The following is a 26636-nucleotide window of genomic DNA, read 5'->3' as shown; positions in this document are numbered from 1 at the left end:
CAAAGAATTTTTTACAAACAAATATTTTATCTGCTTGAAGACCTCTTTTTTTTATTTTTTTATAGCCTGTCAGGCCTTCCTTCTGACTATTAGTTGATTAATCAATTGGTGATTAAAAAATTAAACTTCAAAATTAACCAGAATAGGACTGTCATACCTCATGCCTAATAAATCTGCCCCATGACCATGGTTGATCCCGATTTCTAATAAACCTAGACTATTGAAGAAGGCCCAGCAATCTCCTGGCTCTACCTCATCGTAATTGGTTTGAAGTTGATGTACAGATTCCCTTCCAAAGACAATCTCAAATTTACCTGGATTTAATTTATCAAAAACGTCCTTAGGGATATTGGTGATCAAATTGCCATAGATGTCTACCCGAAGTACATAACCTACAATTTGCTTCTTGCTCGCTTTGAAGTGGCGGCCCATCATTTTTTTTATGCTCTGCAAGGGACCTCCAAAATCATGTATGGCTGCCCCACTAGCTACCTTAGCTGCTATTGGAGCTAGAATGTCCTTCGCAGGGAAGGAACTGTTTTTAATATGTATGTCAGAAAATTTAACAATTATTCCTGGATCATGGTCCGCAAGCATACTCAATACACCATTGTTTGGACCTATGAAAATATGTTCGTTTAATTTTATTCCTATATAGCCGTCGGTGATGCTACTTGTAGTATTTAAGGCTACCAAATGAACAGTTCCCTTTGGGAAATCGTTAAAGGTAGAGCGTAGTAAAAAAGCAGCATGGGCAATATCGTATAGGGCAATATCATGGCTAATGTCTACAATAGACAATTGGGGATTGATGGACAGCATTTTGGCTTTGACTACTGGTACATAGTAGTCTGAGTTTCCAAAATCCGAAATGAATGTTACCAAAGCCATATAAGTAAGTCAATTAAAAATTCGTACTTTTGCGTTAAGGATGCACAAAAATAGGTATTTTTAATTTGTTTTTAGAATTAGCTAAACAGAAGAAAATATATTGGTAGAAAAAGTCATAACATTGGAAAATATTTCCCTCCTAGACTTCCTAGGATCGGAAAACGAAAATATCAGGCAGATTTCTGCGGCCTTTCCGCAAAGCAAAATTGTTTCCAGAGGCAATGAAATAAGAATCAAAGGACAAGCACCAGAGATTCTGAAAATTAATGATATCTTAAATATGCTTCTTGAGCATTTTAACAGGTACGGTCAGATGACTCCGGAGAATGTGAAAGAGTACATTGAGTTGGAAGGTACGCCAAAGGTGAAGGCTGAGAGCAACAATTCCATTATTCTCTACGGGAATAAGGGAGTGATCGTCAGGCCAAAATCACCCAATCAGAAAAAACTTGTAGACTCCTCATTTAAAAATGACCTTGTCTTTGCTTTAGGTCCCGCAGGTACGGGGAAAACATACATTGCTGTAGCGCTTGCTGTTAGGGCACTTAAAAACAGGGAAGTAAAAAGAATAATAATTACCAGACCTGCAGTAGAGGCTGGTGAAAATTTAGGTTTTTTACCTGGTGATTTGCAGGAAAAACTGGATCCTTACTTGAGACCTATATATGATGCTTTGGGGGATATGGTGCCTACTGAAAAATTAAGGTTTTATCAGGAAAATAGGGTGATTGAAATAGCGCCTTTGGCTTATATGAGAGGAAGAACCTTGCATGATGCCTTTGTCTTGTTGGATGAAGCCCAGAACACCACGTCTGAACAAATCAAAATGTTTCTGACCCGAATGGGGCCTAACTCAAAAGTAATCATCACTGGTGATCAATCTCAGGTAGATCTTCCTTCCCGTCAAAAATCCGGCCTTAGTGAGTCGCTACGTATTCTCAATGGTGTCAAGGGGATTGGTGTGGTGAAGCTTTCTGGAAGCGATGTGGTAAGGCATAAACTTGTGAAGTCTATAATAGAAGCTTACGAGAAAAATGAAGTTGAAGCCCGTCCAACCAAATGAATTTAGCAGTTAGAAAAATTACAGATAAGCACTTATTGGAGAAAGCTTTTCAAGTCAGGAATCTTGTGTTTGTCAAAGAACAAAAAGTAGAAGCCGACGAAGAGTTTGACGAGCATGAAAATGCAGCCATCCATTTCATAGTGCAAGATGGTGATTTGGCTGTAGGAACAGCTAGGTGGCGCTTTACAGATAATGGCGTTAAACTTGAAAGGTTTGCCGTATTAAAGGAATATAGAGGGCATGGTGGTGGAGGAATGTTGGTAAAAGCAGTCCTTGATGATGTCTTGGCCAATCCATTAAGTAAGAATAAAACGATATATTTGCATGGTCAAGTGACTGCCTCAGGTTTGTATGAAAAATTTGGATTTGTGAAAAAGGGTGACCTTTTTGTGGAATGCAATATCGATCATTACCTGATGCAGTACATGCCAGGATAATAATTTTAAAAAGAAGTATTTACGTTAAAGCTAACAGTTTTTTATGAGAAATTTTATAGGTGCGTTGGTATTGATAGTGGTTGTGGTTTCTGGTAGTTTTCAGGCAAATGCACAGTCCTTTGATGATCCCCAACTTCCGGGAAATGAAATCAAATTGAATATTTTTAATACTATTTTTATTGGTTCGTTGGAATTGGGTTATGAGCATTTCTTGGATCGCAACCAATCCATTGGTTTTGGAATGACCTTTATGGATCGATTTGCCTATGTGTCAGACAGTGGTGAAGGACAAGATTTTAAATCAACTAGTGTTACCCTGGCTTACAATTATTATTTTGTAACTGAATCTAATCCGTCAGGGATTTATGTGTTCCCTTTTCTGAAATACAGAGGAGGATCCTTTACTGAAAAATTTGATAACAATGATATTGTAGAAACTTCTCTCAATAGCTTTATTATTGGATTTGGTGGAGGTTACAAGTGGGTGCATAACGACAAATTTGCTTTGGGGCCTTATGTTAGCATTGCAAGAGGTTTCAACAGTGAAGTTTCCGATCGTTTCGATCCAGTAGAATTCAATGCCGGGTTTTCTGTAGGATTTAGGTTTTAATTGACTGATTTACAGTGCTGAAATACTTGGATTTATTTTTGTTTTATTGATTTTAAGATTAAAGTTGGTTAAATTCTTCCCTGGAACATTAGTTTGTGTAATGGTCGTGGGAAAGAATAAGTGACAGGTGCAATCGTTTAATGTCACTTTTATCGTTTATAAAAGTGAAATTTCACCGTTATAATTTGCTGCCAAGAGGGCTTTGTTCATGCTTTTTGTTTTGTCATGCCTCTCGGGTTGATGCTTAAGCGGGCTTTGTCTACAGTTATGTAGATAGGCAGGGGTTCTGAATGGTTTGTTCAGAGGGAAATGTTTGCGGTAGATTTTTGCCAATTTTCTTTTCAAATCATGAAATTCAATGAATTTCCTTTTATTAGGTATACTGTTTTTTTTATTTGTGGAGTTCTATTGTATCCCCAAACTCGGGAGTTTATAGGGCCTTATTTACTACCAGGTTTGTCGCTTTTTTTTGGGGCTTACCTTGTACTAACCTTTGCCTATAAGCCTGAAAGAAAGCTTTATTTTCAAATTTCCCTACCTGTTCTTGCCTATTTGTGTTTGACTTTTTTAGGGATGTTTGTGGCTTCAACCAAGGATGTGGATTTGATGCAGGAGCATCTGATTCATTTCCCTGAGGTGAAAAATTACATTGCAGAGGTGCAGGAGGCGGATCAAGTCAAACCTAATAGTTTTGGGAATATGCTTGTAGTTTATGCAGTAGAAACAAGCGATGGTTGGCATCCTGCAAGTGGGAAAATTCAAATTTACCACCAATCTCCTGAACCATTGCTTCCTGAGACTACCTTATTGGTAAGTGGCCATCCACAAATAATTACTGCCCCCTCCAATCCTTCCATGTTTGATTATTCTGCTTACATGGCAAGGAAAGACGTTTATTTCAGTCAATTTATAGGGACAAGTTTCAAGGTGTTATCAGTGCCTGAAAAGGCTTCATGGTCTTCAAGGATCATTGCTTGGCGACTATACCTTGGGGATAAAATAGTGTCCTATATTAAAGATCCTTACGCTGTTCAAATTGCTACGGCCTTATTAATAGGGCAAAAGCAAGACTTGGATGACAATTTGAGAGAAGCTTATGCAACGGCTGGAGCCATGCATATATTAGCTGTTTCAGGATTGCATGTTGGGATTATCTATGGTTTCTTTTTTTTAATGTTCAAGCCAGGGAAGAAAAAAGGACTAAAAAGAGCGCTCTATTTGGCTGTCATTGTGATGATCATTTGGTTTTATGCAATTCTTACCGGGCTTTCTCCTTCAGTACTTAGGTCTGCTACCATGTTTACCTTTATTTGTCTGGCCCAAATGAACTCCCGAAACCCCTCTATATTTAATCCTCTGGCACTTTCTGCATTGGTATTGTTGGTTTACGATCCCTTTTTGATTTATGCCGTAGGGTTTCAATTGAGTTATGTTGCCTTGCTGGGAATTCTATTGTTTCAACCATTGATAAGGAAACTATGGCACCCTGAAAAGAAATGGCAGAGGTATCTTTGGGACATTACAAGTGTAAGTCTTGCTGCCCAGTTGACTACCTTTCCTCTTGCTATTTATTATTTTCATGTATTTCCTACCTATTTTATCTTTACCAACCTTTTGGCCATACCTTCAGCCTTTATTATCATGTCGTTGGGCGTTCCCTTTCTAATCTTTTCAAGCATACCTTTCGTGGCTTCTGTCTTAGGCTGGTTGATGGAGATGGCAATTCGTTTACTTAATTATGGGATTTTCGGGTTGCAAGCGCTCCCTTTTGCCAAAATGGATAAGTTGTACATGTCTTTAACCGAAATGTTACTGTTTTGGAGCATACTTTTTTTTCTTTTTCATTGGATAGAGGGTAGGAGAAAAACCCAAGTGCTAACCGTGCTTTGTTTGGTTTTTGTGCTGGGGGGATTTAGGCTTTATTTGACGATTGATAGGGTTTCAAACGACCAAGTGGTGATATATGATCTCAAGAATGGAGCGGTTTTGGACTATCTTTACAATGGTCAACTGTATTCAATAGATTGGGAAGCAGACTCGACTGAAATAAAGTACAATGTGATTCCCCACAGAATTAAGAAAATGGGTATGCCTGTCAGTAAACTTGCTATGTTGAAAGCAGCTGATAATTATATAGTTGCCTTACCAGGTGGAAATACCCTTTGTCTGGATAAAGATACATTTCAACCAAAAGATTTGAACCATGGACAATTGTATTTCTGGAAAAATGGAAAATGGAGGAGTCATGATGAATACGATTCAAAAGAACCATTTTCTGAGGGAGCCATTAAAATAACTTTCAACAATAAGGGTTCCTCCTTGTGATTGGGATTGATGAAGCGTAATTTGGATAAAAATTATTTACATGCCAAAGGACTTATAGCCGCAATATGGATAAGGTAGATACTTCAGCATTAGCCATCCTGAAAAAATATTTTGGGTACCAGGATTTCCGACCGCTTCAGGGGGAGATAGTTGCTGCCATAGCAGAAAGGAAAGATGCCTTGGTGTTGTTGCCTACAGGTGGAGGAAAATCAATTTGTTTTCAAGTACCTGCATTGATGCAAGAAGGATTGTGTCTCGTGATAAGTCCCCTAATTGCCCTAATGAAAGATCAAGTAGATCAATTGAAGAGTAGGGGGATTAAAGCCATGGCCATCCATTCAGGTTTGCATAAGAGAGAAATTGACACCCTTTTAGACAATTGCATATACGGTGACTATAAGTTTCTATACGTGTCTCCGGAAAGGCTTAAAACGGAGCTTTTCATAGAGCGATTTAAAAAAATGAATGTAAACCTCATCGCAGTGGATGAAGCCCACTGCATCTCTCAATGGGGTTATGATTTTAGACCTTCCTATCTGGAAATAGTTGACATTAGGGCTTTAGTTCCAAAAGTACCGATGGTCGCGCTTACAGCATCGGCTACCCTTAAGGTAAGGGAGGACATCATTGACAAATTAGCGCTTAAAGAGCCATCTATTTTTGTCAAATCTTTCAAGAGAGATAATTTGTCTTACTCCGTTCGTTGGGCGGAAAATAAATTGGAGAAAGCAGTAGAAATTCTTCAAAAGGTGCCCGGCACTGCCATTATCTATACAAGAAGCAGGAAAGGGACCAAGGAAACTGCTCAGCACCTACAGCAGCTTGGGATTTCTGCAACCTATTACCATGCTGGTTTGAATCAGGGGATTAGAAATGAAAGGCAAATCAACTGGATCAAGGGAGAAGTACGCGTCATGGTGGCCACCAATGCCTTTGGTATGGGGATAGATAAGGCGAATGTACGTCTGGTTATTCATTTGGATTTCCCTGAGAACCTGGAAAACTATTACCAAGAAGCAGGAAGGGCAGGAAGAGATGGGATAAAGGCATTTGCTGTTCTTTTGGTTCGGGAAATGGACTGCATCTCTTTGGCCGAAATGGCAGAAATAGCATACCCTCCTGAGGATTTGCTAAAAAGAGTGTACCAATGCCTGGCAAATTATTACAGGTTGGCAGTAGGTAGTGCTCAAATGACAAGTTTTGACTTTGATTTTCTGGATTTTACCCGAGCCTATAATTTGGATGTTCCTCTTACATACAATGCCATAAAAGTTCTTCAAGAAGAAGCCTTTTTGCTTTTTTCAGAAAGTGTGTTCCTTCCCTCAACCTTGCATTTTCTGGTCTCCCAAAGCAAGTTGTATGAGGCGCAGATTGCTTATGCAAAGTTGGACCCTTTGATAAAGCTTTTGTTGAGGTTATATGGTGGAGAGTTGTTTGTGAATTATATCCGAATTAAAGAAAGCAAAATAGCCCAATTGTTGAATACTACCGAGAAAGAGGTGGTTGGGATGTTGAAAAAAATGGATGAGCTTGGTTTGGTGGATTTTTCCGGAAAAAAAGATCAGCCTCAAATAACCTTTATTACACCAAGGCTTGACGCGGGATCTTTGCCTTTAAATAAAAAGCGAATAGGGGAAAGAAGAGCTCAGGCCATAGAGAAAGCCCAGAAAATCATAGAATATGCTAAAAACAATAAAATTTGTCGTACGCTACAGATTGTAAACTATTTTGGAGAGAAAGGTGATTTTTCCTGTGGTATTTGTGACAATTGCGTTCAAAATAAAAAAGAAACTAATAAGGCAATTGTCAGAAAAAAATTGATTGATAAAATACTTAAAACTTTAGCAGCAGGAGAGGCGTTTTCACTAAAGGAATTGTTTTCTGAGATCGGAGAAAATTTAGATGAATTTTCTGTAGGTTTGATTAGAGAATTGGAGGATGAGGGGTTGATTTCCACCGAAAAAAATGGTAAAATCAAAAAGAAATGAAATTTATTGAAGACTTAATAGGTAAACTGTTTACTGGTAATGCCAATCGGGCAGTTATTAGGGAGAATTTTACTCGCTCTGAAAATGAGGAGCAGGAAGTTATCTCCTGGTTGGCGGCGGAAGAAGGTGAGCAGGTGCTGAAAATGGTTTATGACAATTACCATTTGAAAAAAGCCGGGATTGTAAAGGAACCAGAAGTTCACCTATTTCATACTTCTTATGCCAATGGTTTTGCTGTTAGTTACGATTCACCATTCAATCCTGAAAATTTCCCTAAATTGTTTTTCGGACTAGGTTTGAGAACATTGGGTTTGGGGTACAGGATGGTAAGTATGGATCGTAAAATTGACGAGGTCAATGAGCAGGTGCGTACTACTGAAAAGCTGTATTATAAGCCTTTGGTTTCGGTGGACACCAGTTCGGATAAAATAGATCAACGCTATGGTAATGTAAGTATAGAAAAAATTTACCTTGACAATAAACCCAACTACCTGAAAGTTTTGGTGACCTTGTATTCCGATAGGCAATACCACGATGCCAAACCTTTTGACCAGTTTATGGATAAATTATTCAAAGCAAATTAGTATATGGACAGAGAAAATCTAAAGTGCTTGATTGAAAATTACAGGACACCATTTGAGGAGGAAAAAGCCATGGTGCCTGCTTTTCTGGATCTTTTAAACGACCCAGACGCATTTAAAAGAGAAAGAAAAAAGGGGCATTTTACTGCCTCTGCCTGGATAGTCAATAAAAGGCGTACCCATACCTTGTTAACACTACATAGGAAACTTCAACGATGGCTTCAATTGGGAGGGCATGCAGATGGAGATGAGAACCTGGTGGAGGTGGCACTCAAAGAAGCAAAAGAGGAAAGTGGCTTACAATCTATTCAATTGGTAGACAAGTCAATTTTTGATCTTGATCGACATGTGATTCCTGAAAACAATAAAGAGGAAAGACATTTTCATTATGATGTTAGATTTCTTATTGAGGCTGAAATGGATGAACCACTGGTGATTAGTCCAGAAAGTAAAGACCTCGCTTGGATAGGTTTTGACATGACGGCCGAATTGGTTGGATTTAACGACTCGATATTGAGAATGCTAGAAAAAACCAGTAAATCTGAAATCCTGCTATAGGATCTAATCATGTCCTTGCTTTTTGTTCTAACCTTTTGTGGATTGTGCCCTAAGGAATCCTTATCTTTGCAAAAAAAAGTGTAATGCATAAAAATATATGGAGTAGCATCATAGCCCTATTTCTTCTTGTTTCCTGTCAACCAACTTCTGAGGAATTATTCGAAGCTGGCATTGGAGCCTTGGAAAAACAGGATTTTGATACCGCAATTGAGCACCTAAATAGATTGGTGGAAAACGATACGACACATGCTCCTGCATGGAATGCCAGAGGTGTGATCTTCTTCCAAACGGGTAAATGGGACGATGCAATAGCATCCTTTTCCCGCTCGATTGAATTGGATGAAAATAATTACAAGCCCTTTTTTAATAGAGGGAATGTATACATGGAAAAAGAGGAGTATAAAAATGCTTTGATTGATTATAACAGGGCCAACGGGCTTGATTTTAATCAGGTGGATATTTATTACAATCGTGGATTGGCCCTTTTGGGCCTAGAGATGTACGATGATGCCCTGATAGACTTCGACAAAGCCTTGCATGCTGATCCTCAGCAACCACAGGTATTGTTCAATAAAGCCAAAGCACTTCTGGGGAATAACGATCCTCTGAATGCCATTGCTACACTTGAAGAGTTGACGAAGATTGATACGAGAAATGGAGCTGCATTTTACCTATTGGGAGTGACTGAGATGAGCGCTTTGGGTAAAAAAGAGGAAGGTTGTGAGCACTTGCAGACAGCCCTTACCCTAGGTTATACTCAGGCTAAAGATTGGTTAGACGAATTCTGTAAAGAATAATGGCTGAGATTGGAAAAGACATTGAAAAATCGGCAGCTTTATTGGCATCGGGAGAACTCGTAGCCATTCCTACCGAAACGGTTTACGGTCTCGCAGGCAATGCCCTTGATGAAAAAGCCGTTGTACAAATTTTTAAGTCTAAAAACAGACCTAGATTTGATCCTTTAATTGTACATGTGGCCGGAATAGATCAGGTGTATAATTATGTGGAATCTATTCCAGAGGAGCTAAAAGCTTTGGCTGAAGCATTTTGGCCAGGACCCCTTACTTTATTGCTGACCAAGAAAAGCATAATTCCTGACTTGGTGACTAGCGGTTTGGGGAAAGTAGGGGTTAGGGTGCCTAATCATGCCCTTACCTTAAGCTTATTAGAGCGCTTAGACTTTCCTTTGGCTGCTCCAAGTGCAAACCCTTTTGGTTATATTAGCCCGACTAGTGCAAGCCATGTTCAGGATCACCTTGGAGATAAGCTGGCCTATATTTTGGATGGAGGTCATTGTGAAGTCGGTCTTGAAAGTACCATTGTAGGTATGGAGGAGGGACAGGTTATCATTTACCGTCTTGGCGGAATTTCAGTAAGTGCCATTGAAGAAATAGTAGGTAAAGTGCTTATTTTACCTCAATCAAGCAGTAACCCACAATCTCCCGGTATGCTAAAAAGTCACTATGCGCCAAGAAAACGCATGATTTTAGGTGATCTTGATGAGCTAATGCAACAGCATCAGTCTGAAAAGGGAGATTTTGCAATTCTTTCCTTTAAACGTTCCTTTTCCGATGTCCCAGCGTCCAATCAAGTGGCATTAAGTAGTTCTGGAGATTTTGATGAGGCAGCCAGGAATTTGTTTTCTGCAATGCGTCGACTTGACGAAACAGATACAAGCTTGATTCTAGCTGAAGAATTGCCCGAAATACACTTAGGGAAAGCGATAAATGACCGGTTAAGGCGGGCTGCTGCCAAATAAAATGTTTATTTTTGAAGATAATATTAAACCTATAACGCATGAACAATCGAATTAAAACAGTTGATAATGTTGATTTTAGTGGTAAAAAAGCACTTGTAAGAGTGGATTTTAATGTTCCTCTTGATGATCAATATACCGTCACAGACAACACTAGAATAGCTGCAGCTTTGCCAACGATCAAGAAAATCCTTAAAGATGGTGGATCGGTTATTTTAATGTCCCATCTTGGAAGGCCAAAATCCGGACCAGAAGATAAATTTTCTTTAAGACATATCGTTACCGAGTTGAATAAGGAACTAGGCTTGTCTGTAAAATTTGCTAAGGACTGCATTGGTAATGAGGCTACTCAATTAGCCACTAGCCTGAATGCTGGAGAGGTTTTGCTTTTGGAAAACTTACGTTTCCATAAAGAAGAAGAAAAAGGAGACAAGGATTTTGCAGGTAAATTGGCCAGTCTTGGTGATATTTATGTGAATGATGCATTTGGAACTGCCCATAGGGCCCATGCTTCTACAGCGATTGTAGCTGAGTTTTTTAACGATAAAGTGGCAGGTTATTTAATGCAGGCAGAATTAGAAAACGCCGAAAAAGTATTAGGAGAACCTGAAAGACCTTTCACTGCCATCATGGGTGGAGCTAAGATTTCGGACAAGATCCTACTTATCGATAAATTACTTGACAAGGTTGACAATTTAATCATTGGTGGAGGTATGTCTTATACTTTTGCTAAAGCCCAGGGAGGAACCATTGGAGATTCTTTATTGGAAGAAGATAAAATGCCCCTTGCGCTGGAGCTTTTAGAAAAAGCCAAGCAAAAAAATGTAAATCTAATCTTGCCGGATGACACTGTTATATCTACTGACTTTGCCAATGACGCTGAGCAAAGTACAGCTAAAAAAGGACAAATTCCTGACGGTTGGATGGGATTAGATATTGGGCCTGAAACACAAGCTAAATTTGCCAACATCATTAAAGACTCTAAGACTATTCTTTGGAATGGCCCAATGGGAGTTTTTGAAATGAGTAGCTTTGAAAAAGGTACAAAGGCAATTGCCGAAGCAGTTGTTGCGGCTACTGAAAATGGATCCTTTACGCTTATTGGCGGTGGTGATTCCGCTGCAGCTGTTAATAAGTTTGGCTATGGTGAAAAAGTGTCTTTCGTATCTACTGGTGGTGGTGCCTTGCTTGAATTGATGGAAGGTAAAGTGTTGCCAGGAGTAAAAGCTTTAGAACCCTAAGTTTTAATCCGAACTATGCAATTGAATTCCTGTTAATTAAAGATGGCTACTGCATAGTTCGGTTATAATTTTATCTTTTATTTGAGCGTTCCTTTTATAAGAATAAGGGAGAAATACCGTTAGAATTATAAACAATAGCTCCTTATTAAAAGTGTTAATGCCTTTGCCAGGTTTGATTAGCATTTGAATTATGTCCATAGAAATTCAACAACTTTCAAAAAGTTATGGGGGCCAGTTGGTTCTCGATAATGTCAGTTTTCAAGCGAATCCTGGACAGGTGTTGGGTTTTTTAGGACCAAATGGTGCTGGTAAGTCTACCACTATGAAAATCATTACAGGTTTTCTTCAGGCTGACTCCGGTGAAGCTTTGGTCAACGGCATTTCGGTAAAAAAGCATTCCCGAATTATTAGCAAATTGATAGGGTATTTGCCTGAACACAATCCTTTGTATGAGGAAATGTATATCCCCGAATTTTTATCCTTTATAGGTGGACTTTATCAGATGAAGAGAAATGTTCGCAATGAAAGGGTGAAGATTGTGATGGAGCAGTGTGGGCTTAGCCAAGAGCGGCACAAGAGAATAGGTAACTTGTCTAAAGGTTACAAACAAAGGGTTGGCTTGGCAAAGAGTCTGGTACATGATCCTGAAATAATTATTTTAGATGAGCCAACTACCGGTTTGGATCCCAACCAATTGGTGGAAATCAGGCATCTAATTAAAGAAATTAGCAAAAACAAAACGCTTATTTTAAGTACCCATATCATGCAGGAGGTTGAAATCCTATGTGATAAGGTAGTCATTATCAACAAAGGCAAACTGGTGGCGCAAGATTCACTTCAAAACCTGAAAGCCAGTACTGGAAAATCCATAGTTTTACTGGAAACAGAGGAAACCATAAAGGACAATTGGTTAACAGGGCTTTCTTTTAGTGCCCTGGATAGAAAAAGGCCAGGCTTGCTAGCCCTAACTTGCAAGGATCCTAAGAAATTAAGAATTGAGCTTTTCGAGATGATACAAAAACATAACCTGAACTTGGTGAGTATTAGCCAGGAAGAAATAAACTTGGAATCTGTCTTTTATAGCTTAACCAAAAGTTAGAGAGATGTGGAGCCTGTTTATAAAGGAAGTCAATGCTTTTTTTAGTAACCTTTCAGCCTACCTGATTACCTCTGTATTTTTAATTTCCTTGGGTTTGATAGTGTGGGTGTTTCCAGGTACAAGTGTGCTGGAATATGGTTATGCAGATCTTGAACCTTTGTTTAGTTATACCCCCTTTGTTTTCATTTTCTTACTGCCAGCCATTACCATGAGGATGGTTGCTGAGGAAAGAAAAACGGGTACTTGGGAGTTGCTTAAAACTTCCCCATTAAACAGTTCTCAGATAGTTATCGCCAAATACTTTGCTGCCTTGGCGCTTTTATTTTTCTCTTTAATCCCAACATTGATTTATTATTTCAGTATCGTCCAACTTGGAGATACTATAGGGAATATTGACAGTGCGGGGTTCTTTGGTGCCTATATTGGTTTGTTTTTGGTAGGCGCACTATTTGCATCTGTTGGGCTTTTTAGTTCCTGCATTACTTCCAATCAGATCGTTTCTTTCGTAATAGCAGTGTTCATTTCCTTCTTGTTGTATGGTGGGATAGGAGCGATGGCATCGCTTACTTCAGGTGATTTGGCTGTTTTGTTGGAAGGATTGGGTACCGATTTTCATTATGAACAAATGGGGCGAGGTGTTATTGTCTCCGAAAATATTTATTACTTTTTGGGAATGATACTTACCTTTTTGGTGTGTTCTTGGGTTTTGATCAATAGGGATGAATAGAAATTACAAGTCCCTTTTGTATGGGGCAATCGCTTTGGTGCTGATATGGTTTTCAGTTGCTAATCTGGAAAGATGGTGGTCTTTCAGGTTGGACATGACTGAGGAGGGTAAATACAGTATAGGGCAGGCTACTCTGGACGTACTGGAGGAGATGGACGGACCATTGGAAATAGATATTTTATTGGTTGGGGATGATCTTCCTCCTGGGATGAAACGCTTCCAGAGAAATATAGAGCAGACATTGAAGACTTTTCGCTCTTATAGTAGAGAAGATATAACAATCAACTATTTGGATCCATTGCAAATGGTCGCTGAGAAAAGTGAGGCCTATATTTTAAAAATTTCAGATTATGGAATTAACCCTACCAATTTGCATAGCAACCAAAATGGCACCCAGTCTACTCAACTTATATTTCCGGGGATTGTTCTTCGTTCTGCATCTAAAGAAACGGGTGTGCTATTGCTGAAAGGGGAACTTGGAATGGGGCCTGAAGAAACACTTAATCTCTCTATTGAAAACCTTGAATTCGAAATCAGCCAAGCGATTAAACGTTTGTACACTAGAGACAAGCGTGCCATTGGAATAGTTATTGGTCAAGGTGAAATGGCTGAGGATGAGGGGTATGGAATGGTGGAAGCGCTAAATGAAGATTTTGAGGTATATAAAGTTCCTTTTGACCAAGCCAAAAGTGTGGAGGATTTACTGACATTTGAGGTGTTGATTGTGGCAGGTCCCAAGTCTGCTTATGGGGAGAGGGAAAAGTACCTGCTCGATCAATTTTTAATGTACGGAGGTAATATTTTGTTTATGCTTGATCAGATGGCGGTAAACATGGAAGAAGCAGGAGGTAAGGGAACAGTGGCAATGCCTTTTGATACCGGTCTGGATGATCTATTGTTCCGCTATGGTGTGCGCATAAATAAAGATCTTGTTCAGGATTTGAATTTCGGTTATTTCCCGGTGGTTTCAGGTGAGTTTGGCAACCAGCCTCAAATTGTACCACTTCCTTGGCCATTTTATGTGCAGGCAGGAAAAATGGCAAGTCACCCTATTACCAAAGGCTTGGATGAGGTTCAGTTTCGTTTCGTGAGTACGATTGATACTGTAAAAGCAGAACTTGTAAAAAAGACTCCTTTGATTTTCTCCAGCAATTATAGCAAAAGGCAAAGCGCTCCTGTTCGTGTAGCTTTTGTAGACATGGCAAACGAACCTGATGTCAAATCCTTCAATAGTGGAAGTCTTCCATTGGCATATTTACTAGAAGGACAATTCACTTCATTCTTCAAAAATCGTTTTGTACCGGAAGAATTTGATAAAAATAAGTTTTTACCAGAAAGCAAAGGAGGGAGAATTCTTGTTTCCGGAGATGCAGATGTGATAAAAAGTTGGATACAGCCCCAGGAAGAACAACCGCTTCCACTAGGTGTCAATCCCTTTTCCGAAAGTAACACTGCAAACAGAACTTTTTTACAAAACACAGTTAATTATATGGTGGCCCCAACAGGCATAATCGCTAGTAAGACCAAAAGTTTTGAGATTAGACCATTAAATAAAGTTAAAATTAAACAGCAGAAATCCATGTGGCAGTTAATCAACATTGTGATTCCTGTGTTGGTAGTTGTGCTTATAGGCTGGATTAGACAGGTTTTCAGGAAAAGGAAATACGCTAAATGAAAAGAATAAAAACCATTATTGGAAAATCAAATTAATTTTATCCTATCAAATCAAAACCTAATGAGGGCATTTGTAATTTTATTTATAACTTTACCCTGTTAAATCCATCGAAATTAAAATTTGTGTCTCATTTGCTTAAAAGCAATGACTAAAAACGCTAAATTTGGCTTTACGGAATTGTATCGTGGATTCTACGATAATTTTTAATGTGACTGAATTAAAAAAACCATACATATGAAATTTATTGTTTCTTCTTCCTCACTTTTGAAGCATCTCTCCGCAATAAATGGGGTGGTAACAACCAATCCTGTTGTGCCTATCTTAGAGAACTTTCTTTTTGAAATATTGGACAGCAAGCTTACGGTTACAGCTTCTGATTTGCAAACATCCATGATGACAGAAATTGAGGTGGAGGCAAAAGAAGACGGCAATATTGCAGTCCCTGCAAAAATATTGATCGAAACACTTAAAAACCTTCCTGAACAACCAGTAACCTTTAGTATTGACAAGGAAACCTATAGTGTGGAAATCAGTTCCGACAATGGACGTTATAAATTGGCAGGAGAAAATGCAACGGACTTTCCTCGAATTCCTAGTGTTACCAATGCCTCTACAGTAGAAATGTCAACCGATGTTTTGAGTAGTGCGATTGCTAATACCATTTTTGCTACAAGTAATGATGAGTTAAGACCTGCTATGACAGGGGTGTTTATCAATCTAAGTAGCACCAATACTACATTTGTTGCCACTGACGGACATCGATTGATTCGATATAGAAGAGTGGATATAGCCTCCCCTGAAGCTACAAGCATTATCGTGCCAAGGAAAGCTCTCAACCTATTGAAATCAACACTACCTACTGAAAATGTACCAGTAAGTGTTGAATTTAACACCAGTAACGCCTACTTTAAGTTCAATAATATCAAGATGATCTGTAGGTTAATCGATGAGCGTTTCCCAGATTATGAAAATGTAATTCCTGCGGACAATAACAACGATATGGTGATCAACAGACAGGAGTTTTTAGGCTCCCTAAAGAGGATTGCTATCTACGCCAATAAAACCACACACCAGGTTAGATTGAAGCTTACAGGTAGTGAATTACAGATATCAGCTGAAGATTTGGACTTCTCAAACGAGGCCAATGAAAGATTGTCATGTGAACACGAAGGTGAAGACATCGAAATCGGATTCAATGCTAAATTTTTGGTAGAAATGCTAAACAATATTTCAGCTAAAGAGGTGACATTGAAGTTTAGTGCACCAAACAGAGCGGGTTTGATTCTTCCTTCAGATTTAAATGAGAACGAAGATATTCTGATGCTGGTTATGCCAGTGATGCTAAGCAATTACGTATAAGAATTTCATCGTTAAAGTTATAGTAAGCCCGGTTTTAACCGGGCTTTTTTTTTGCCATTTTTTTTATTCACTACAAAATAGGGGGATTTCCAAGCAATAAACTTTAACCCGAAATATGCAATAGACATTCTATTACGTGCTGAAATGGCTTTAAAATCAGCCACTTCGTTGCTGTTTTCAATTTCACCATAGCGGTGCTATGCTAAAATCTCCAAACAGTCTGATTTTTTTGCGATTGCAACACTTCCCGTAAACACGGGACAGGCTATTACGAACCCTATTCCATAATCCGGGTTTAATTTCGAATTCTTGGTCAATACTCATAAGTAAAATTTTTTCCACTTTGTGGAGTTTAGCATGGAATTTGAACTTTTTCATTAAAATTTAGTGTAAAATTAAACCAACTATTATTATGAGTAACTTATCAGGTAAAAAAATAGCTTTAATTACAGAGAATGGATTTGAAGAAGTAGAGTTTACCTCTCCTAAAAAAGCTTTGGAAGATCAAGGCGCTACAGTGGAAGTGATTTCTCCAAATTCAGGGAGCGTCAAATCCTGGAATGATGGTGACTGGGGAAGTGATTTTAAAGTAGATAAAACAGTTGATGAAGCCAATTCGGATGAATACCACACCGTTTTAATTCCTGGTGGAGTAATTAATCCAGACAAATTACGCAGGAATAAGGAAGCTGTTCAGTTTATTAAGGATTTTTTTGCTAAAGGTAAACCAGTCGCTTCAATTTGTCATGGACCACAGGTGTTGATAGAGACAGGTGCATTGGCTGGAAGAAAAATGACTTCTTTTCCGTCGATTAAACAAGACCTAATCAATGCAGGTGCAGAATGGTACGATCAAGAATGTGTTTGCGATCAAGCATTGGTTACTTCCAGATCCCCTGAAGATCTTGAGGCTTTCAATAAGAAAATAATTGAAGAAATAAGGGAAGGTAAGCATGAAGGTCAAAAAACACTTTAATTCATTATTTATCATAATAAAGTCAATAACAAGTTGGAACTTATCTTCCAACTTGTTATTGACTTTTTGTTATTTTGAGGATGTGAGAATTTTTAAAATCTTTTGTTTCACACTTTTTATTTTCAGCCTCAGTTCTTGTCATACTGAGAAACTTTTCAATAATCAGAATCCATATGAATCCTATGTAAAAGCTTTGGATAAGGCTGGTCTGCAAGATTATTCATTGGCCAAGACTTGGATTAAAAATGGTAAAGTACCTATTGATTTTAAATTAAGCACTCAAGAAATCCCTCATTCTGAGATGACCTATTTTGATCCTGGGAAAGCTGAGGCTTTATTTTGGCAGTACAAAGTAGAAGAAGGTAGTCAGGTAAATATCAATGCCCAAATGCTCAGTGATACCACATCCATATACTTCCTAGATGTGTTCAGGAAGACGAGTAATGGTTATACTCAAATTTATTTTTCTAATGATCACCGAAGTTTGGCTTATACCGTAAAGGAAGATGGTGAGCATCTTCTCAGAGTGCAGCCTGAGTTGCTAGAAGGAGGAATGGTTGTTGTAAATATTGATGTCTCCGGTTCCATTACTTTTCCGATTTCGGAAATGCATTCAGGTCAAATTGCTAGTTTTTGGGGAGATGCCAGAGCTGGCGGGTCAAGGCGACATGAAGGTGTAGATGTATTTGCCAAAAGAGGAACACCAGTATTAGCAGTAGCAAGGGGAAGGGTGAGTAAAGCAGGCCAAAACCGACTTGGAGGAAATGTGGTCTGGCTTAATACTGGACGCTATAATTATTATTATGCTCACCTTGATAGTCAGTTTGTTCAGGCCGGGCAAAGAGTTAAACTGGGAGATACTTTGGGTACTGTGGGAAATACAGGCAACGCCAGAACCACCTCTCCACATTTGCACTTTGGAGTTTACTCGCGAGGAAGAGGTGCGAAAAATCCTTTACCTTTCTTACAGTCTCTAGAAAAAAGTATTCCAATTGTAGCTTCTGACAGTGTGTTATTGAAAGAACAAGGTGTGTTTTTAGCTAAGAGCGGGAATTTACGTGCCTCACCAAACCTTAGTTCTAAGGTTATTTCTAGTTATCCCAATGAAACCTTATTTGATGTTTTAGGTAAAAGTGGGGATTGGTTTAGAATTAAGTTGCCAGATCATACCATTGGTTATGGCCATAAATCAATTCTCAACCTTTCTGAAAATAACCTCGGGGAAATTGAAGTGAAATCTTCTGACTTGGTATTCGATAGTTGGAATAGATCAGTTTCACTTCCATCCACCTATTTTGTGGGCAATGCAGAAGTACTAGGTTACTTTAATAACATGTTGCATGTCAGGTTAAAAACTGGGCCTGAAATATGGTTGCTAGCAAGGTAATTTAAAATTACCTGTATTTTCTCCGCTATTTCAGGCCTCTGAGTTTAATATTAATCAATGGAGATGCGCTATTTCTTTACTACTTCAACATTTGTAAACCAAATGATCTTTTCTCCATTTTGCATTCGGTGATCAAGGGCTATTTTGATTCCACCGAAATCTTTTTCATTCTCCCAAGTAAATGCCCTACCTTCCGCGGCATTTCCTTTTCTGAAAACCCATTCTTTGATGATTTTATTTTCGTCTACATAAACATCATAGGCATCACCCGGAGTATAACCATCTTCATTATTGTAAAGTACAGTGAGTTTAGTGGTAGGAGTGCTATTGATTGGCGAGGTTTGGTCTTCCGTTATTTCAGTTGTGAACCCTTTGTCCCAAGCCAATTGAAATGGATACAATAGCCAATACTTGTCATTGATGAATTTATGGTCAATGTCTTTGATTTGATCCGTTTTTTCAGAAAGAAGATAAGTGGCACTAGTGTCAGCATCGGAATAAGAGACTTCACCTTTAACAAGATCCCACTCCCAATCCCTAACCATTACTGTTGCACTGTCTCTCCTTACATTCCAAGTGTAGGAGATGGATTGGACATCATCCAATTGGTCGAAGCCATAAGCATGCGCGATTTGCATAGGTAGATCATTAATTGCTGCTTTTTTTTCAGTTTCACAACTTAGGAGTATAAGCAAAGAGAACAATATTGGGGATAGGGTCTTTTTCATTTTTTTAAGTTTTGGTCGGTTTATTCTAATATAATCAAAAAACACCATCTACTGTAATAGGGCATTCTTTTTATTAATTTTTCTGAAGCCATTGGTACTTTTTCCCTGGATAAGCCTTGATAAAGCCAAGAAATTCCAAGTTGAGCAATTTGACAGCAAGAGTGCTGATAGGTAATTTTAAATCGTGACTAAGCCAATTTACTTCTACTTCCTTTTTGTCAAATATTCTTTCCATGATTTTGGCCTCAAGTGGATCGAGTAAAGATAGGTCGGGTAAAACTTGCTTGGTTGAAGACTGCGTGGCATCCATGTCCCATGATAGAGAATCAACAATTTCTCTGGAGTTCATATAAATACCGGCTTTCATGTTTCTAATCAGGTCATTACACCCTTCGCTGAATTTTGACTGCAGGTTCCCAGGGACCGCAAATACTTCACGGTTATAGCTATATGCGATCTCTGCTGTAATTAAAGCACCTCCTTTTTTTGCAGCTTCGACCACTACAAGGGCATCCGACATTCCTGCAATAATGCGATTTCTTTGCGGGAAATTACCGGGGTTCATCTCAGTACCAAGCTTATACTCACTAAGTAAGCCACCGTTTTCCATCATTTGTTCAGCTGTTTTTTTATGGGTGGAGGGGTAGATGGTGTTTAGGTCGGAGCCCAAAACACCTATGGTAGGCAGTTCTCTGGAAATAGCTGCCCTATGCGCTTCTACATCAATTCCATAAGCCAAACCACTGATAATTGTAGGTTGGAACCTTGACAACTCCTCTATTATTTGTTGGGTGATGTTTTTACCATAATCTGTGGCCTTCCTTGTGCCTACTATCCCGATAGTTCTTTTGGGGTTGAGGGTTAATTCCCCCTTGCTATAAAGTACCGGTGGGCCGTCTGGAAGTGATTTTAATCGAGTTGGGTAATTCTCCTCCATAAAACAATGAATTTGAATTTTATGTTGGACTGCTGTATCGATCAGCGCTTCTGCTTCAGATAGGTACTTTGCTTTTTGATTTCTGTAAGCAAGTAACTTTGGCCCAACTCCCTGAATCCTTTCCAGTTTACCTCGGGGCATATTAAAAAAAGCTTCTGCGGAACCGCAGTTTCTGATGATTTTTTTGTAGATATTAGGTCCTAGCTTAGGGATCAGGCCTAATCCTACTTTGTATAGGAGTTCATTATTTGGCTGCTTGATCATTCAGATTATTTTTGATTTCTGTCAAAAAACCTCTGATTTCATGTAGTCTTTGGATCATTGCTGCTTTATCCTGGACCTTATGCATGTCCCTTTTGATAATTTCTTGGGCACCTGTGAGCGTATAACCTTTCTCTTTCACCAAATGAAAAATTAACCGAATCTTCTCAATATCGTCTATGGTAAATCTACGGTTTCCTTTTTTGTCTTTTTTGGGCTTAATGATATCGAATTCTCCTTCCCAATACCTAATTAGTGAAGTGGCCACCTTAAATTTTTCAGCTACTTCCCCGATGGAATAATACTTTTTTTCGATATCTTTTTCTTTGTATGGCAATTTTCAGGTATTTTTTAATCAAAAATATAAAAATTATCCCTTATATAGAAAGCAAATGTTGCTATTAATTGATAAAACCGATCAAATTGGACTTTATGCAATAAAAAGCCCTTTCCTGCAATTATAGAGGAAAGGGCTTTTGTTATTTTTAACCCGAAATATGCAATAGACATTCTATTACGTGCTGAAATCGCTTTAAAATCAGCCACTTCGTTGCTTTTTTCAATTTCACCATAGCGGTGCTATGCTAAAATCTCCAAACAGTCTGATTTTCTTGCGATTGCAACACTTCCCGTAAACACGGGACAGGCTTCACCCCTGACTATTGTCAGGACGGAGAAATTCAATTACATAATTCGGGTTTAAATTTCGCTTAAGAAAGGGATTGATTTTCTCTTGAAGCCAGTTCCAAAATTTTATCAAATTCGGTAGGTTCTAGATCTTTAAAGAAGTAATTGACCGGATTTACATATTTACCATCTTTGTGCACTTCATAATGTACGTGGGGAGCTGTGGATGAACCTGTGTTACCTACAGTACCTATCTTATCCCCCCTTTTAACTTTGTCTCCAGTCTTGACATTGAAATCATTCATATGTGCATACCTTGTTTTAAAGCCAAATCCATGGTCTATTTGTATAGATTTTCCATAGCCTCCAAACTCCGTCCTGACACTTTCTACCACACCATCACCTGTAGAATAGATAGGCGTACCTTTAGGGGCTGAGAAATCAATTCCCGTATGCATTTTTTTCACCTTAAGAATAGGGTGTAATCGAATGCCGTAACCAGAAGCAAGCCTTTTTAATTCTTCATTGTGTATAGGTTGAATGGCAGGGATGGAAGCCCAATATTCCTCTTTGTTAAGTGCTGTTTCAGACAATTCATTGTAGGATTCCCACTGAATAAAAAGTTGTTTTTTAAGGGTTTCTACTTTATTGGCAACAGATATAATCATTTTGCCTTGGTTGAGACCTTTTTCTTTTATGTCTTTAAATCTATCAGAGCCACCATAGCCGGCATTTCTGACTGAACTCGGAATGGGCTCGGATTCGAAAATAACACGATAAAGGTTGTCATCTCTTTCCTGAAGATCCGCCATCATGGTGTTCAGTTGAGCTACTTCCTTCTCAAGAAGTTCATAATAGAGGTTAAGCTCCCTGTTTTCTCTTTTCAAGATCAATTCTTTTGGACTGTCAAAATAATAGTGGAAAACAATAAGTATACCGACTGCCAGAATTGAAGAAAGGGATAGAAATCCTAAAACATTCAATGTTACATCCCATTTGCTCTTAACATACCTTTCGTATTTACAGGTTTTGGGATCGTAATAATATTTTATTCTACTCATTTAACAAATAGTACGTTAAAACTTCTAATTTTGTAATCCGAAAAAACCCAGGAGATTAAGCTACTTTGTAGGGAAGTAGATAGTTGGGAGTTTGGTTACAAAGATAATTCAAAAACTTTAAATATTCCAAGTAATTCATTCTAAGGTAAATAAACATGAATTCCAAACAAATAAGAAGCCATTTCATTGATTTTTTTCAATCTAAAGCGCATCAGTTTGTTCCATCTGCACCAATAGTTGTGAAAAATGATCCCACATTGATGTTTACCAATGCTGGAATGAACCAATTTAAGGATTATTTTTTAGGTAATGAAACCCCGGATCATATTCGGGTTACTAACAGTCAAAAGTGCCTAAGAGTTTCAGGGAAGCACAATGACTTGGAAGAAGTAGGTGTGGACACCTACCATCATACCATGTTTGAAATGATGGGCAATTGGTCGTTTGGAGATTATTTTAAAAAGGAAGCGATCAACTGGGCATGGGAGTTACTTACGGAAGTTTATCAATTGCCAAAAGATAGATTGTACATCACTGTTTTTGGTGGCGATAAAGAGGATCAATTAGATAAAGATACAGAAGCTTTTGATTATTGGACAGAGTTGGTAGATAAAGAAAGTATTCTTTTTTGTTCAAAAAAAGACAATTTCTGGGAAATGGGCGAAACAGGACCATGTGGGCCCTGCTCTGAGATACATTTCGATATGCGTTCTCTTGAGGAAATCCAAAAAATCCCAGGTAGAGAATTGGTCAATGAGGACCATCCTCAAGTAATAGAAATATGGAATTTGGTTTTTATGCAATACAACCGGTTTGCAGATGGCCATTTAAAAGAACTACCTGCAAAGCATGTAGATACTGGATTGGGATTGGAAAGGCTGGTTAGGGTAATCCAACAGAAGTCTTCCAATTATGATACGGATCTATTTGAGCCATTTATTGCTAAAATGGAAAGTATATCTGGTTACAAATATGGAGCAGCGGAAAAAACCGATATAGCATTTCGTGTAATTGTTGATCATATCAGGGCTATTTCATTTACCATTGCCGATGGGCAATTGCCTTCCAATAATAAGGCTGGCTATGTCATTAGGCGAATACTTAGAAGAGCGGTTCGTTATGGATACACCTTTTTGGATCTCAAAACACCATTCTTATACCAATTGGTACCGGTATTGTCAGAGAAATTCGGTGAGTTTTTCCCAGAAGTAAAAATGCAGGAAGACTTTATTGTAAAAGTGATTCAGGAAGAGGAGTTGGCCTTTTTGAGGACTTTGGATAAAGGATTGAAGAACCTTGAGAGCATTCAGAAATCTCTTGAAAGCAAAAATGAAAACACCATACCTGGTGAAGTTGCTTTTGAATTGTATGATACCTATGGTTTTCCTTTAGACCTTACTTCTCTAATCGCAAGAGAGAATGGGCTTAGCGTAGACGAAAATGGCTTTACATTGGCCATGAAAGCGCAAAAAGACAGGTCTAGGTCAGCCTCCAAACTTGAAACAGGTGACTGGATTACAGTCAATGAGGAAGAGAGTTCAGTATTCATAGGCTATGATGCTTTAAATGCAACTGCTCAAATCATTAAATACAGGAAAATTAAAGATAAAAGTAAAGATAGATTCCAGTTGGTCTTGACTCAAACACCTTTTTACGCCGAAAGTGGCGGGCAGGTAGGTGATACTGGAATCCTTTCGAACGATGAAGAAAGCATTGTGGTCGTTGATACCACAAAAGAGAATGACCTAATTGTTCATTGGGTGGAGGCATTGCCTGAAAATCCTGAGGCAGATTTTACCTGCCTCGTAGATGCCAAAAAGCGTGGTTTGATTAAAAGTAATCATACAGCCACTCACCTTTTACAGTCCGCTTTGAAGCAGGTACTGGGAACGCATGTGCAACAAAAAGGATCCTTGGTTAATGAGAAAATATTAAGATTTGATTTCTCTCATTTCGCAAAATTGACAGCAGAGGAAATTCTTCAGGTAGAAGACATCGTAAATGCCAAAATCAGGGAAAATATCTCACTGGATGAGAAAAGAAATGTCCCAATAGATATGGCTAAAGCAATGGGAGCAACAGCTCTTTTTGGGGAGAAGTACGGAGAGCAAGTTCGGGTGATTACTTTTGACCCTAGCTATAGTGTGGAATTGTGTGGAGGAACGCACGTCAATGCCACAGGGGAAATAGGAATGTTCAAAATTATTTCTGAAAGTTCTATCTCAGCAGGTGTTCGGAGAATAGAGGCGGTAACAGCTTCGGGAGCTCAGGAGTATGTCAGACGGCAGTTTGAATTATTGGAAAATGTTCAGGAAACACTCAAACATCCTAGAGATCTCGTTGGTGCAATTGAAGGATTAATGACTGAAAGAGCTGCTTTAAGGAAAGAAATTGAGACTTTGAACCTAAAAGCCACCGAAGAAATTAAAGAAATGTTAAAAAGTGAGGTAAAATCCTTCAACGGTTACCACTTAATATTAGGATTGATTAAATTGCCTAATGCTGAGGCCCTCAAAAAGCTTTCTTTTGAATTGAAAAATGAAATTGATAACCTGGTGGCAGTATTAGCAGCAGATATAAATGGTAAACCACAATTAGCAATTGTGGTAAGCGATTTGCTTGTAAAAGAGAAAGGTCTCCATGCTGGTAAAATGGTAAAAGAGTTAGCCAGGGAGATCAAAGGTGGAGGCGGAGGTCAGCCTTTTTATGCGACAGCAGGAGGTAAAGATTCCTCAGGACTGCCTGTGGCTTTAGAAAAAGCTGAAATATTGCTTGAACAAGCCTTGAAATAATTTAGCGTATTTCAATTTTTGTCTAAGACTAATTCTGGACAATTTGGAACGATAACTGTAATAATTTAAAGATGATTGAAGAGAAGTCCACTACCTTAATGGCAGAAAACCTCAAAGATAAGTACGAGATGGTGATAGGATTGGAAGTCCACGCACAATTGCTTACTAAAAGTAAGATGTACACCTCTGATGCCAATAGCTATGGGAAAATGCCTAACACCAATATATCGGTGATTACATTGGGTCATCCTGGCACCTTGCCAAAAGTAAATAGAAAAGCAGTGGAGTATGCTGTGAAAATGGGACTGGCTTGTAATTCTTCCATTACAAGGAGGAATGTATTTGCCCGTAAGAATTATTTTTACCCAGATTTGCCAAAAGGATATCAACTGACACAGGATAAAAATCCTATTTGTGTAGGTGGCTTTGTTCCTATTACTTTAAGTAGTGGGGAGAAAAAAAATGTAGCATTAACCAGAATCCATATGGAAGAAGATGCAGGTAAATCCATGCACCTTGCTGGGGAGGTGGATACACTTGTAGACTTCAATAGGGCTGGTGTGCCATTGATCGAGATTGTTACAGAACCTGACATGCGCTCTTCTGAAGAAGCTTATAACCTTTTGTCAGAAATAAAGAAATTGGTTGTCTATCTTGATGTTTGTGATGGAAACATGGAAGAAGGTTCTTTAAGATGTGACGCCAATGTGTCTGTTAGACTTAATGGTGAAACCGAGTTGGGGAAAAAGGTGGAAGTGAAAAACATGAACTCCTTTAGAAACGTTGCAAGGGCCATTGAGCATGAATATAACAGGCAAATAGGGCTACTTGAAAAAGGAGAGGAGATCATTTCAGAAACAAGAACATTTGATGCGACGACCGGATTAACGGCAAGTATGAGGACTAAGGAAGACCTTAATGATTATAGGTACTTTCCTGAGCCTGATTTGAGCCCTGTGGTGATCTCTGAAGAATGGTTGTCTTCCATTAAAGCCGAACTTCCGGTTCTTCCACGTGAATTGTTTGATAAATTCGTTAATACTTACGGACTTCCTGAATACGATGCTGGCGTGTTAACCGACCAAAAGGAAATAGCCCTATGGTTTGAATCCTTATGTAGCCATACAAATAATTTTAAAGCGGCATCCAACTGGATGATGGGCCCAATTAAATCTTATTTGAATGAATTGACGTTGAAGATTGAGGACTTCCCTTTAAAGGAATCACAAATCGCTGCATTAATAGCCTTGATTGATGATGGGAAAGTAAGCTTTACAGTGGCTACCCAAAAATTATACCCTCAGTTAATCAGTAATCCTGAGAAAACACCACTTGAGATCGCTCAAGAATTGAATTTAATTCAGGACAGTGATGAGGATTCTATTAAGTCCGTGATACAAGAGGTATTGATTCAAAACGCGGCTAAAGTACAAGAATACAAGTCTGGTAAAAAAGGACTTATGGGTATGTTTATGGGGCAAGTTATGAAAAAGTCCCAAGGTAAGGCAGACCCAAAAGTTGCTAATAAAATTTTAACAGAGTTATTGGATAATTAAT

General features: G+C 38.6%; 23 protein-coding genes. 18 read left to right on the top strand and 5 right to left on the bottom strand.

The genetic code is table 11. From position 1 onward, the window contains the following. Window positions 1–120: 120 nt before the first annotated feature. A complete protein-coding gene (locus CA2015_RS02840) occupies window positions 121–891 on the bottom strand; it encodes an SAM hydrolase/SAM-dependent halogenase family protein (protein ID WP_048640524.1) in 771 nt (256 codons plus the stop codon). 100 nt (window positions 892–991) lie between these two features. Here CA2015_RS02840 and CA2015_RS02835 point away from each other — a divergent pair, with 100 nt between their 5' ends. From CA2015_RS02835 to CA2015_RS02755, 16 genes are all read left to right on the top strand, one after another. Beyond that, window positions 992–1954, top strand: coding sequence for a PhoH family protein (locus tag CA2015_RS02835; RefSeq protein WP_048640523.1), 963 nt, complete (start codon window positions 992–994; stop codon window positions 1952–1954). Continuing rightward, window positions 1951–2391, top strand: a complete 441-nt coding sequence (locus tag CA2015_RS02830; protein WP_048640522.1) for a GNAT family N-acetyltransferase — start codon at window positions 1951–1953, stop codon at window positions 2389–2391. The genes CA2015_RS02835 and CA2015_RS02830 overlap by 4 nt, the downstream gene beginning before the upstream one ends. Window positions 2392–2434: 43 nt before the next feature. Beyond that, window positions 2435–3001 (top strand): hypothetical protein, encoded by a 567-nt coding sequence (locus CA2015_RS02825; protein ID WP_053086635.1) that lies wholly within the window; start codon window positions 2435–2437, stop codon window positions 2999–3001. Between the two features lie 348 nt (window positions 3002–3349). Continuing rightward, the gene (locus CA2015_RS02820; protein WP_169786457.1) at window positions 3350–5326 is read left to right on the top strand and encodes a ComEC/Rec2 family competence protein; all 1977 of its coding nucleotides are present in this window, start codon (window positions 3350–3352) and stop codon (window positions 5324–5326) included. Window positions 5327–5391: 65 nt separating this feature from the next. Continuing rightward, window positions 5392–7314: a RecQ family ATP-dependent DNA helicase gene (locus CA2015_RS02815; protein WP_048640520.1), complete on the top strand. Its 1923-nt coding sequence runs from the start codon at window positions 5392–5394 to the stop codon at window positions 7312–7314. After that, window positions 7311–7898 carry a hypothetical protein gene (locus tag CA2015_RS02810; RefSeq protein WP_048640519.1) on the top strand — a complete coding sequence of 196 codons (588 nt, stop codon included), beginning with the start codon at window positions 7311–7313 and terminating at the stop codon, window positions 7896–7898. Before CA2015_RS02815 ends, CA2015_RS02810 begins: the two co-directional genes overlap by 4 nt. Window positions 7899–7901: 3 nt before the next feature. After that, a complete protein-coding gene (locus CA2015_RS02805) occupies window positions 7902–8453 on the top strand; it encodes an NUDIX hydrolase (protein WP_048640518.1) in 552 nt (183 codons plus the stop codon). Window positions 8454–8536: 83 nt separating this feature from the next. Continuing rightward, entirely contained in the window at window positions 8537–9250 is a 714-nt protein-coding gene (locus tag CA2015_RS02800) for a tetratricopeptide repeat protein (RefSeq protein ID WP_048640517.1), read from the top strand. Continuing rightward, complete coding sequence (locus CA2015_RS02795; protein ID WP_048640516.1) at window positions 9250–10212, top strand: L-threonylcarbamoyladenylate synthase; 963 nt, start codon at window positions 9250–9252, stop codon at window positions 10210–10212. Before CA2015_RS02800 ends, CA2015_RS02795 begins: the two co-directional genes overlap by 1 nt. A 38-nt stretch (window positions 10213–10250) precedes the next feature. Further along, window positions 10251–11450, top strand: coding sequence for a phosphoglycerate kinase (locus tag CA2015_RS02790; RefSeq protein WP_048640515.1), 1200 nt, complete (start codon window positions 10251–10253; stop codon window positions 11448–11450). Between the two features lie 190 nt (window positions 11451–11640). Further along, a complete protein-coding gene (gene gldA, locus CA2015_RS02785; protein ID WP_048640514.1) occupies window positions 11641–12549 on the top strand; it encodes a gliding motility-associated ABC transporter ATP-binding subunit GldA in 909 nt (302 codons plus the stop codon). 4 nt (window positions 12550–12553) lie between these two features. Continuing rightward, a complete protein-coding gene (gene gldF, locus CA2015_RS02780) occupies window positions 12554–13276 on the top strand; it encodes a gliding motility-associated ABC transporter permease subunit GldF (protein ID WP_048640513.1) in 723 nt (240 codons plus the stop codon). Next, window positions 13269–14951 (top strand): gliding motility-associated ABC transporter substrate-binding protein GldG, encoded by a 1683-nt coding sequence (gene gldG, locus CA2015_RS02775; RefSeq protein ID WP_048640512.1) that lies wholly within the window; start codon window positions 13269–13271, stop codon window positions 14949–14951. Before gldF ends, gldG begins: the two co-directional genes overlap by 8 nt. A gap of 234 nt (window positions 14952–15185) precedes the next feature. Continuing rightward, entirely contained in the window at window positions 15186–16310 is a 1125-nt protein-coding gene (gene dnaN, locus CA2015_RS02770; protein ID WP_048640511.1) for a DNA polymerase III subunit beta, read from the top strand. A gap of 412 nt (window positions 16311–16722) precedes the next feature. Beyond that, window positions 16723–17286, top strand: coding sequence for a type 1 glutamine amidotransferase domain-containing protein (locus CA2015_RS02760; RefSeq protein WP_048640509.1), 564 nt, complete (start codon window positions 16723–16725; stop codon window positions 17284–17286). 193 nt (window positions 17287–17479) lie between these two features. Continuing rightward, the gene (locus CA2015_RS02755) at window positions 17480–18673 is read left to right on the top strand and encodes a peptidoglycan DD-metalloendopeptidase family protein (protein ID WP_169786456.1); all 1194 of its coding nucleotides are present in this window, start codon (window positions 17480–17482) and stop codon (window positions 18671–18673) included. Window positions 18674–18741: 68 nt separating this feature from the next. On the opposite strand, the gene CA2015_RS02750 is transcribed toward CA2015_RS02755, so the two are convergent. The 4 genes from CA2015_RS02750 to CA2015_RS02735 all read right to left on the bottom strand — a co-directional run bounded on the left by CA2015_RS02750 (window position 18742) and on the right by CA2015_RS02735 (window position 22287). After that, window positions 18742–19401: a hypothetical protein gene (locus tag CA2015_RS02750; protein WP_048644318.1), complete on the bottom strand. Its 660-nt coding sequence runs from the start codon at window positions 19399–19401 to the stop codon at window positions 18742–18744. 73 nt (window positions 19402–19474) lie between these two features. Next, entirely contained in the window at window positions 19475–20602 is a 1128-nt protein-coding gene (gene dprA, locus CA2015_RS02745) for a DNA-processing protein DprA (RefSeq protein WP_048640507.1), read from the bottom strand. Further along, window positions 20583–20936, bottom strand: a complete 354-nt coding sequence (locus CA2015_RS02740; RefSeq protein WP_048640506.1) for a MerR family transcriptional regulator — start codon at window positions 20934–20936, stop codon at window positions 20583–20585. The genes dprA and CA2015_RS02740 overlap by 20 nt, the downstream gene beginning before the upstream one ends. Before the next feature lie 373 nt (window positions 20937–21309). After that, window positions 21310–22287, bottom strand: a complete 978-nt coding sequence (locus tag CA2015_RS02735) for a M23 family metallopeptidase (RefSeq protein WP_048640505.1) — start codon at window positions 22285–22287, stop codon at window positions 21310–21312. A gap of 155 nt (window positions 22288–22442) precedes the next feature. On the opposite strand from CA2015_RS02735, the gene alaS reads away from it, so the two are divergent. Together alaS and gatB are read left to right on the top strand one after the other, a co-directional pair. After that, window positions 22443–25079 carry an alanine--tRNA ligase gene (gene alaS / locus CA2015_RS02730; RefSeq protein ID WP_048640504.1) on the top strand — a complete coding sequence of 879 codons (2637 nt, stop codon included), beginning with the start codon at window positions 22443–22445 and terminating at the stop codon, window positions 25077–25079. A gap of 71 nt (window positions 25080–25150) precedes the next feature. Then, window positions 25151–26635: an Asp-tRNA(Asn)/Glu-tRNA(Gln) amidotransferase subunit GatB gene (gene gatB / locus CA2015_RS02725; RefSeq protein ID WP_048640503.1), complete on the top strand. Its 1485-nt coding sequence runs from the start codon at window positions 25151–25153 to the stop codon at window positions 26633–26635. Window position 26636 lies beyond the last annotated feature (1 nt).

The organism is Cyclobacterium amurskyense, from assembly GCF_001050135.1.
Lineage (GTDB): Bacteria > Bacteroidota > Bacteroidia > Cytophagales > Cyclobacteriaceae > Cyclobacterium > Cyclobacterium amurskyense.
Note: the sequence above shows the minus strand (reverse complement) of the source record. Positions and strands in the feature narration are given on the sequence as shown.

What these genes read in the sequence shown, in the direction of transcription:
- CA2015_RS02800 (WP_048640517.1), top strand. Translation starts at nt 8,537, where the DNA reads ATGCATAAAAATATATGGAGTAGCATCATAGCCCTATTTCTTCTTGTT.
- CA2015_RS02820 (WP_169786457.1), top strand. Translation starts at nt 3,350, where the DNA reads ATGAAATTCAATGAATTTCCTTTTATTAGGTATACTGTTTTTTTTATT.
- CA2015_RS02825 (WP_053086635.1), top strand. Translation starts at nt 2,435, where the DNA reads ATGAGAAATTTTATAGGTGCGTTGGTATTGATAGTGGTTGTGGTTTCT.
- CA2015_RS02795 (WP_048640516.1), top strand. Translation starts at nt 9,250, where the DNA reads ATGGCTGAGATTGGAAAAGACATTGAAAAATCGGCAGCTTTATTGGCA.
- CA2015_RS02750 (WP_048644318.1), bottom strand. Translation starts at nt 19,401, where the DNA reads ATGAAAAAGACCCTATCCCCAATATTGTTCTCTTTGCTTATACTCCTA.
- dnaN (WP_048640511.1), top strand. Translation starts at nt 15,186, where the DNA reads ATGAAATTTATTGTTTCTTCTTCCTCACTTTTGAAGCATCTCTCCGCA.
- gldG (WP_048640512.1), top strand. Translation starts at nt 13,269, where the DNA reads ATGAATAGAAATTACAAGTCCCTTTTGTATGGGGCAATCGCTTTGGTG.
- CA2015_RS02760 (WP_048640509.1), top strand. Translation starts at nt 16,723, where the DNA reads ATGAGTAACTTATCAGGTAAAAAAATAGCTTTAATTACAGAGAATGGA.
- alaS (WP_048640504.1), top strand. Translation starts at nt 22,443, where the DNA reads ATGAATTCCAAACAAATAAGAAGCCATTTCATTGATTTTTTTCAATCT.
- gatB (WP_048640503.1), top strand. Translation starts at nt 25,151, where the DNA reads ATGATTGAAGAGAAGTCCACTACCTTAATGGCAGAAAACCTCAAAGAT.
- gldA (WP_048640514.1), top strand. Translation starts at nt 11,641, where the DNA reads ATGTCCATAGAAATTCAACAACTTTCAAAAAGTTATGGGGGCCAGTTG.
- gldF (WP_048640513.1), top strand. Translation starts at nt 12,554, where the DNA reads ATGTGGAGCCTGTTTATAAAGGAAGTCAATGCTTTTTTTAGTAACCTT.
- CA2015_RS02830 (WP_048640522.1), top strand. Translation starts at nt 1,951, where the DNA reads ATGAATTTAGCAGTTAGAAAAATTACAGATAAGCACTTATTGGAGAAA.
- dprA (WP_048640507.1), bottom strand. Translation starts at nt 20,602, where the DNA reads ATGATCAAGCAGCCAAATAATGAACTCCTATACAAAGTAGGATTAGGC.
- CA2015_RS02815 (WP_048640520.1), top strand. Translation starts at nt 5,392, where the DNA reads ATGGATAAGGTAGATACTTCAGCATTAGCCATCCTGAAAAAATATTTT.
- CA2015_RS02735 (WP_048640505.1), bottom strand. Translation starts at nt 22,287, where the DNA reads ATGAGTAGAATAAAATATTATTACGATCCCAAAACCTGTAAATACGAA.
- CA2015_RS02840 (WP_048640524.1), bottom strand. Translation starts at nt 891, where the DNA reads ATGGCTTTGGTAACATTCATTTCGGATTTTGGAAACTCAGACTACTAT.
- CA2015_RS02805 (WP_048640518.1), top strand. Translation starts at nt 7,902, where the DNA reads ATGGACAGAGAAAATCTAAAGTGCTTGATTGAAAATTACAGGACACCA.
- CA2015_RS02810 (WP_048640519.1), top strand. Translation starts at nt 7,311, where the DNA reads ATGAAATTTATTGAAGACTTAATAGGTAAACTGTTTACTGGTAATGCC.
- CA2015_RS02790 (WP_048640515.1), top strand. Translation starts at nt 10,251, where the DNA reads ATGAACAATCGAATTAAAACAGTTGATAATGTTGATTTTAGTGGTAAA.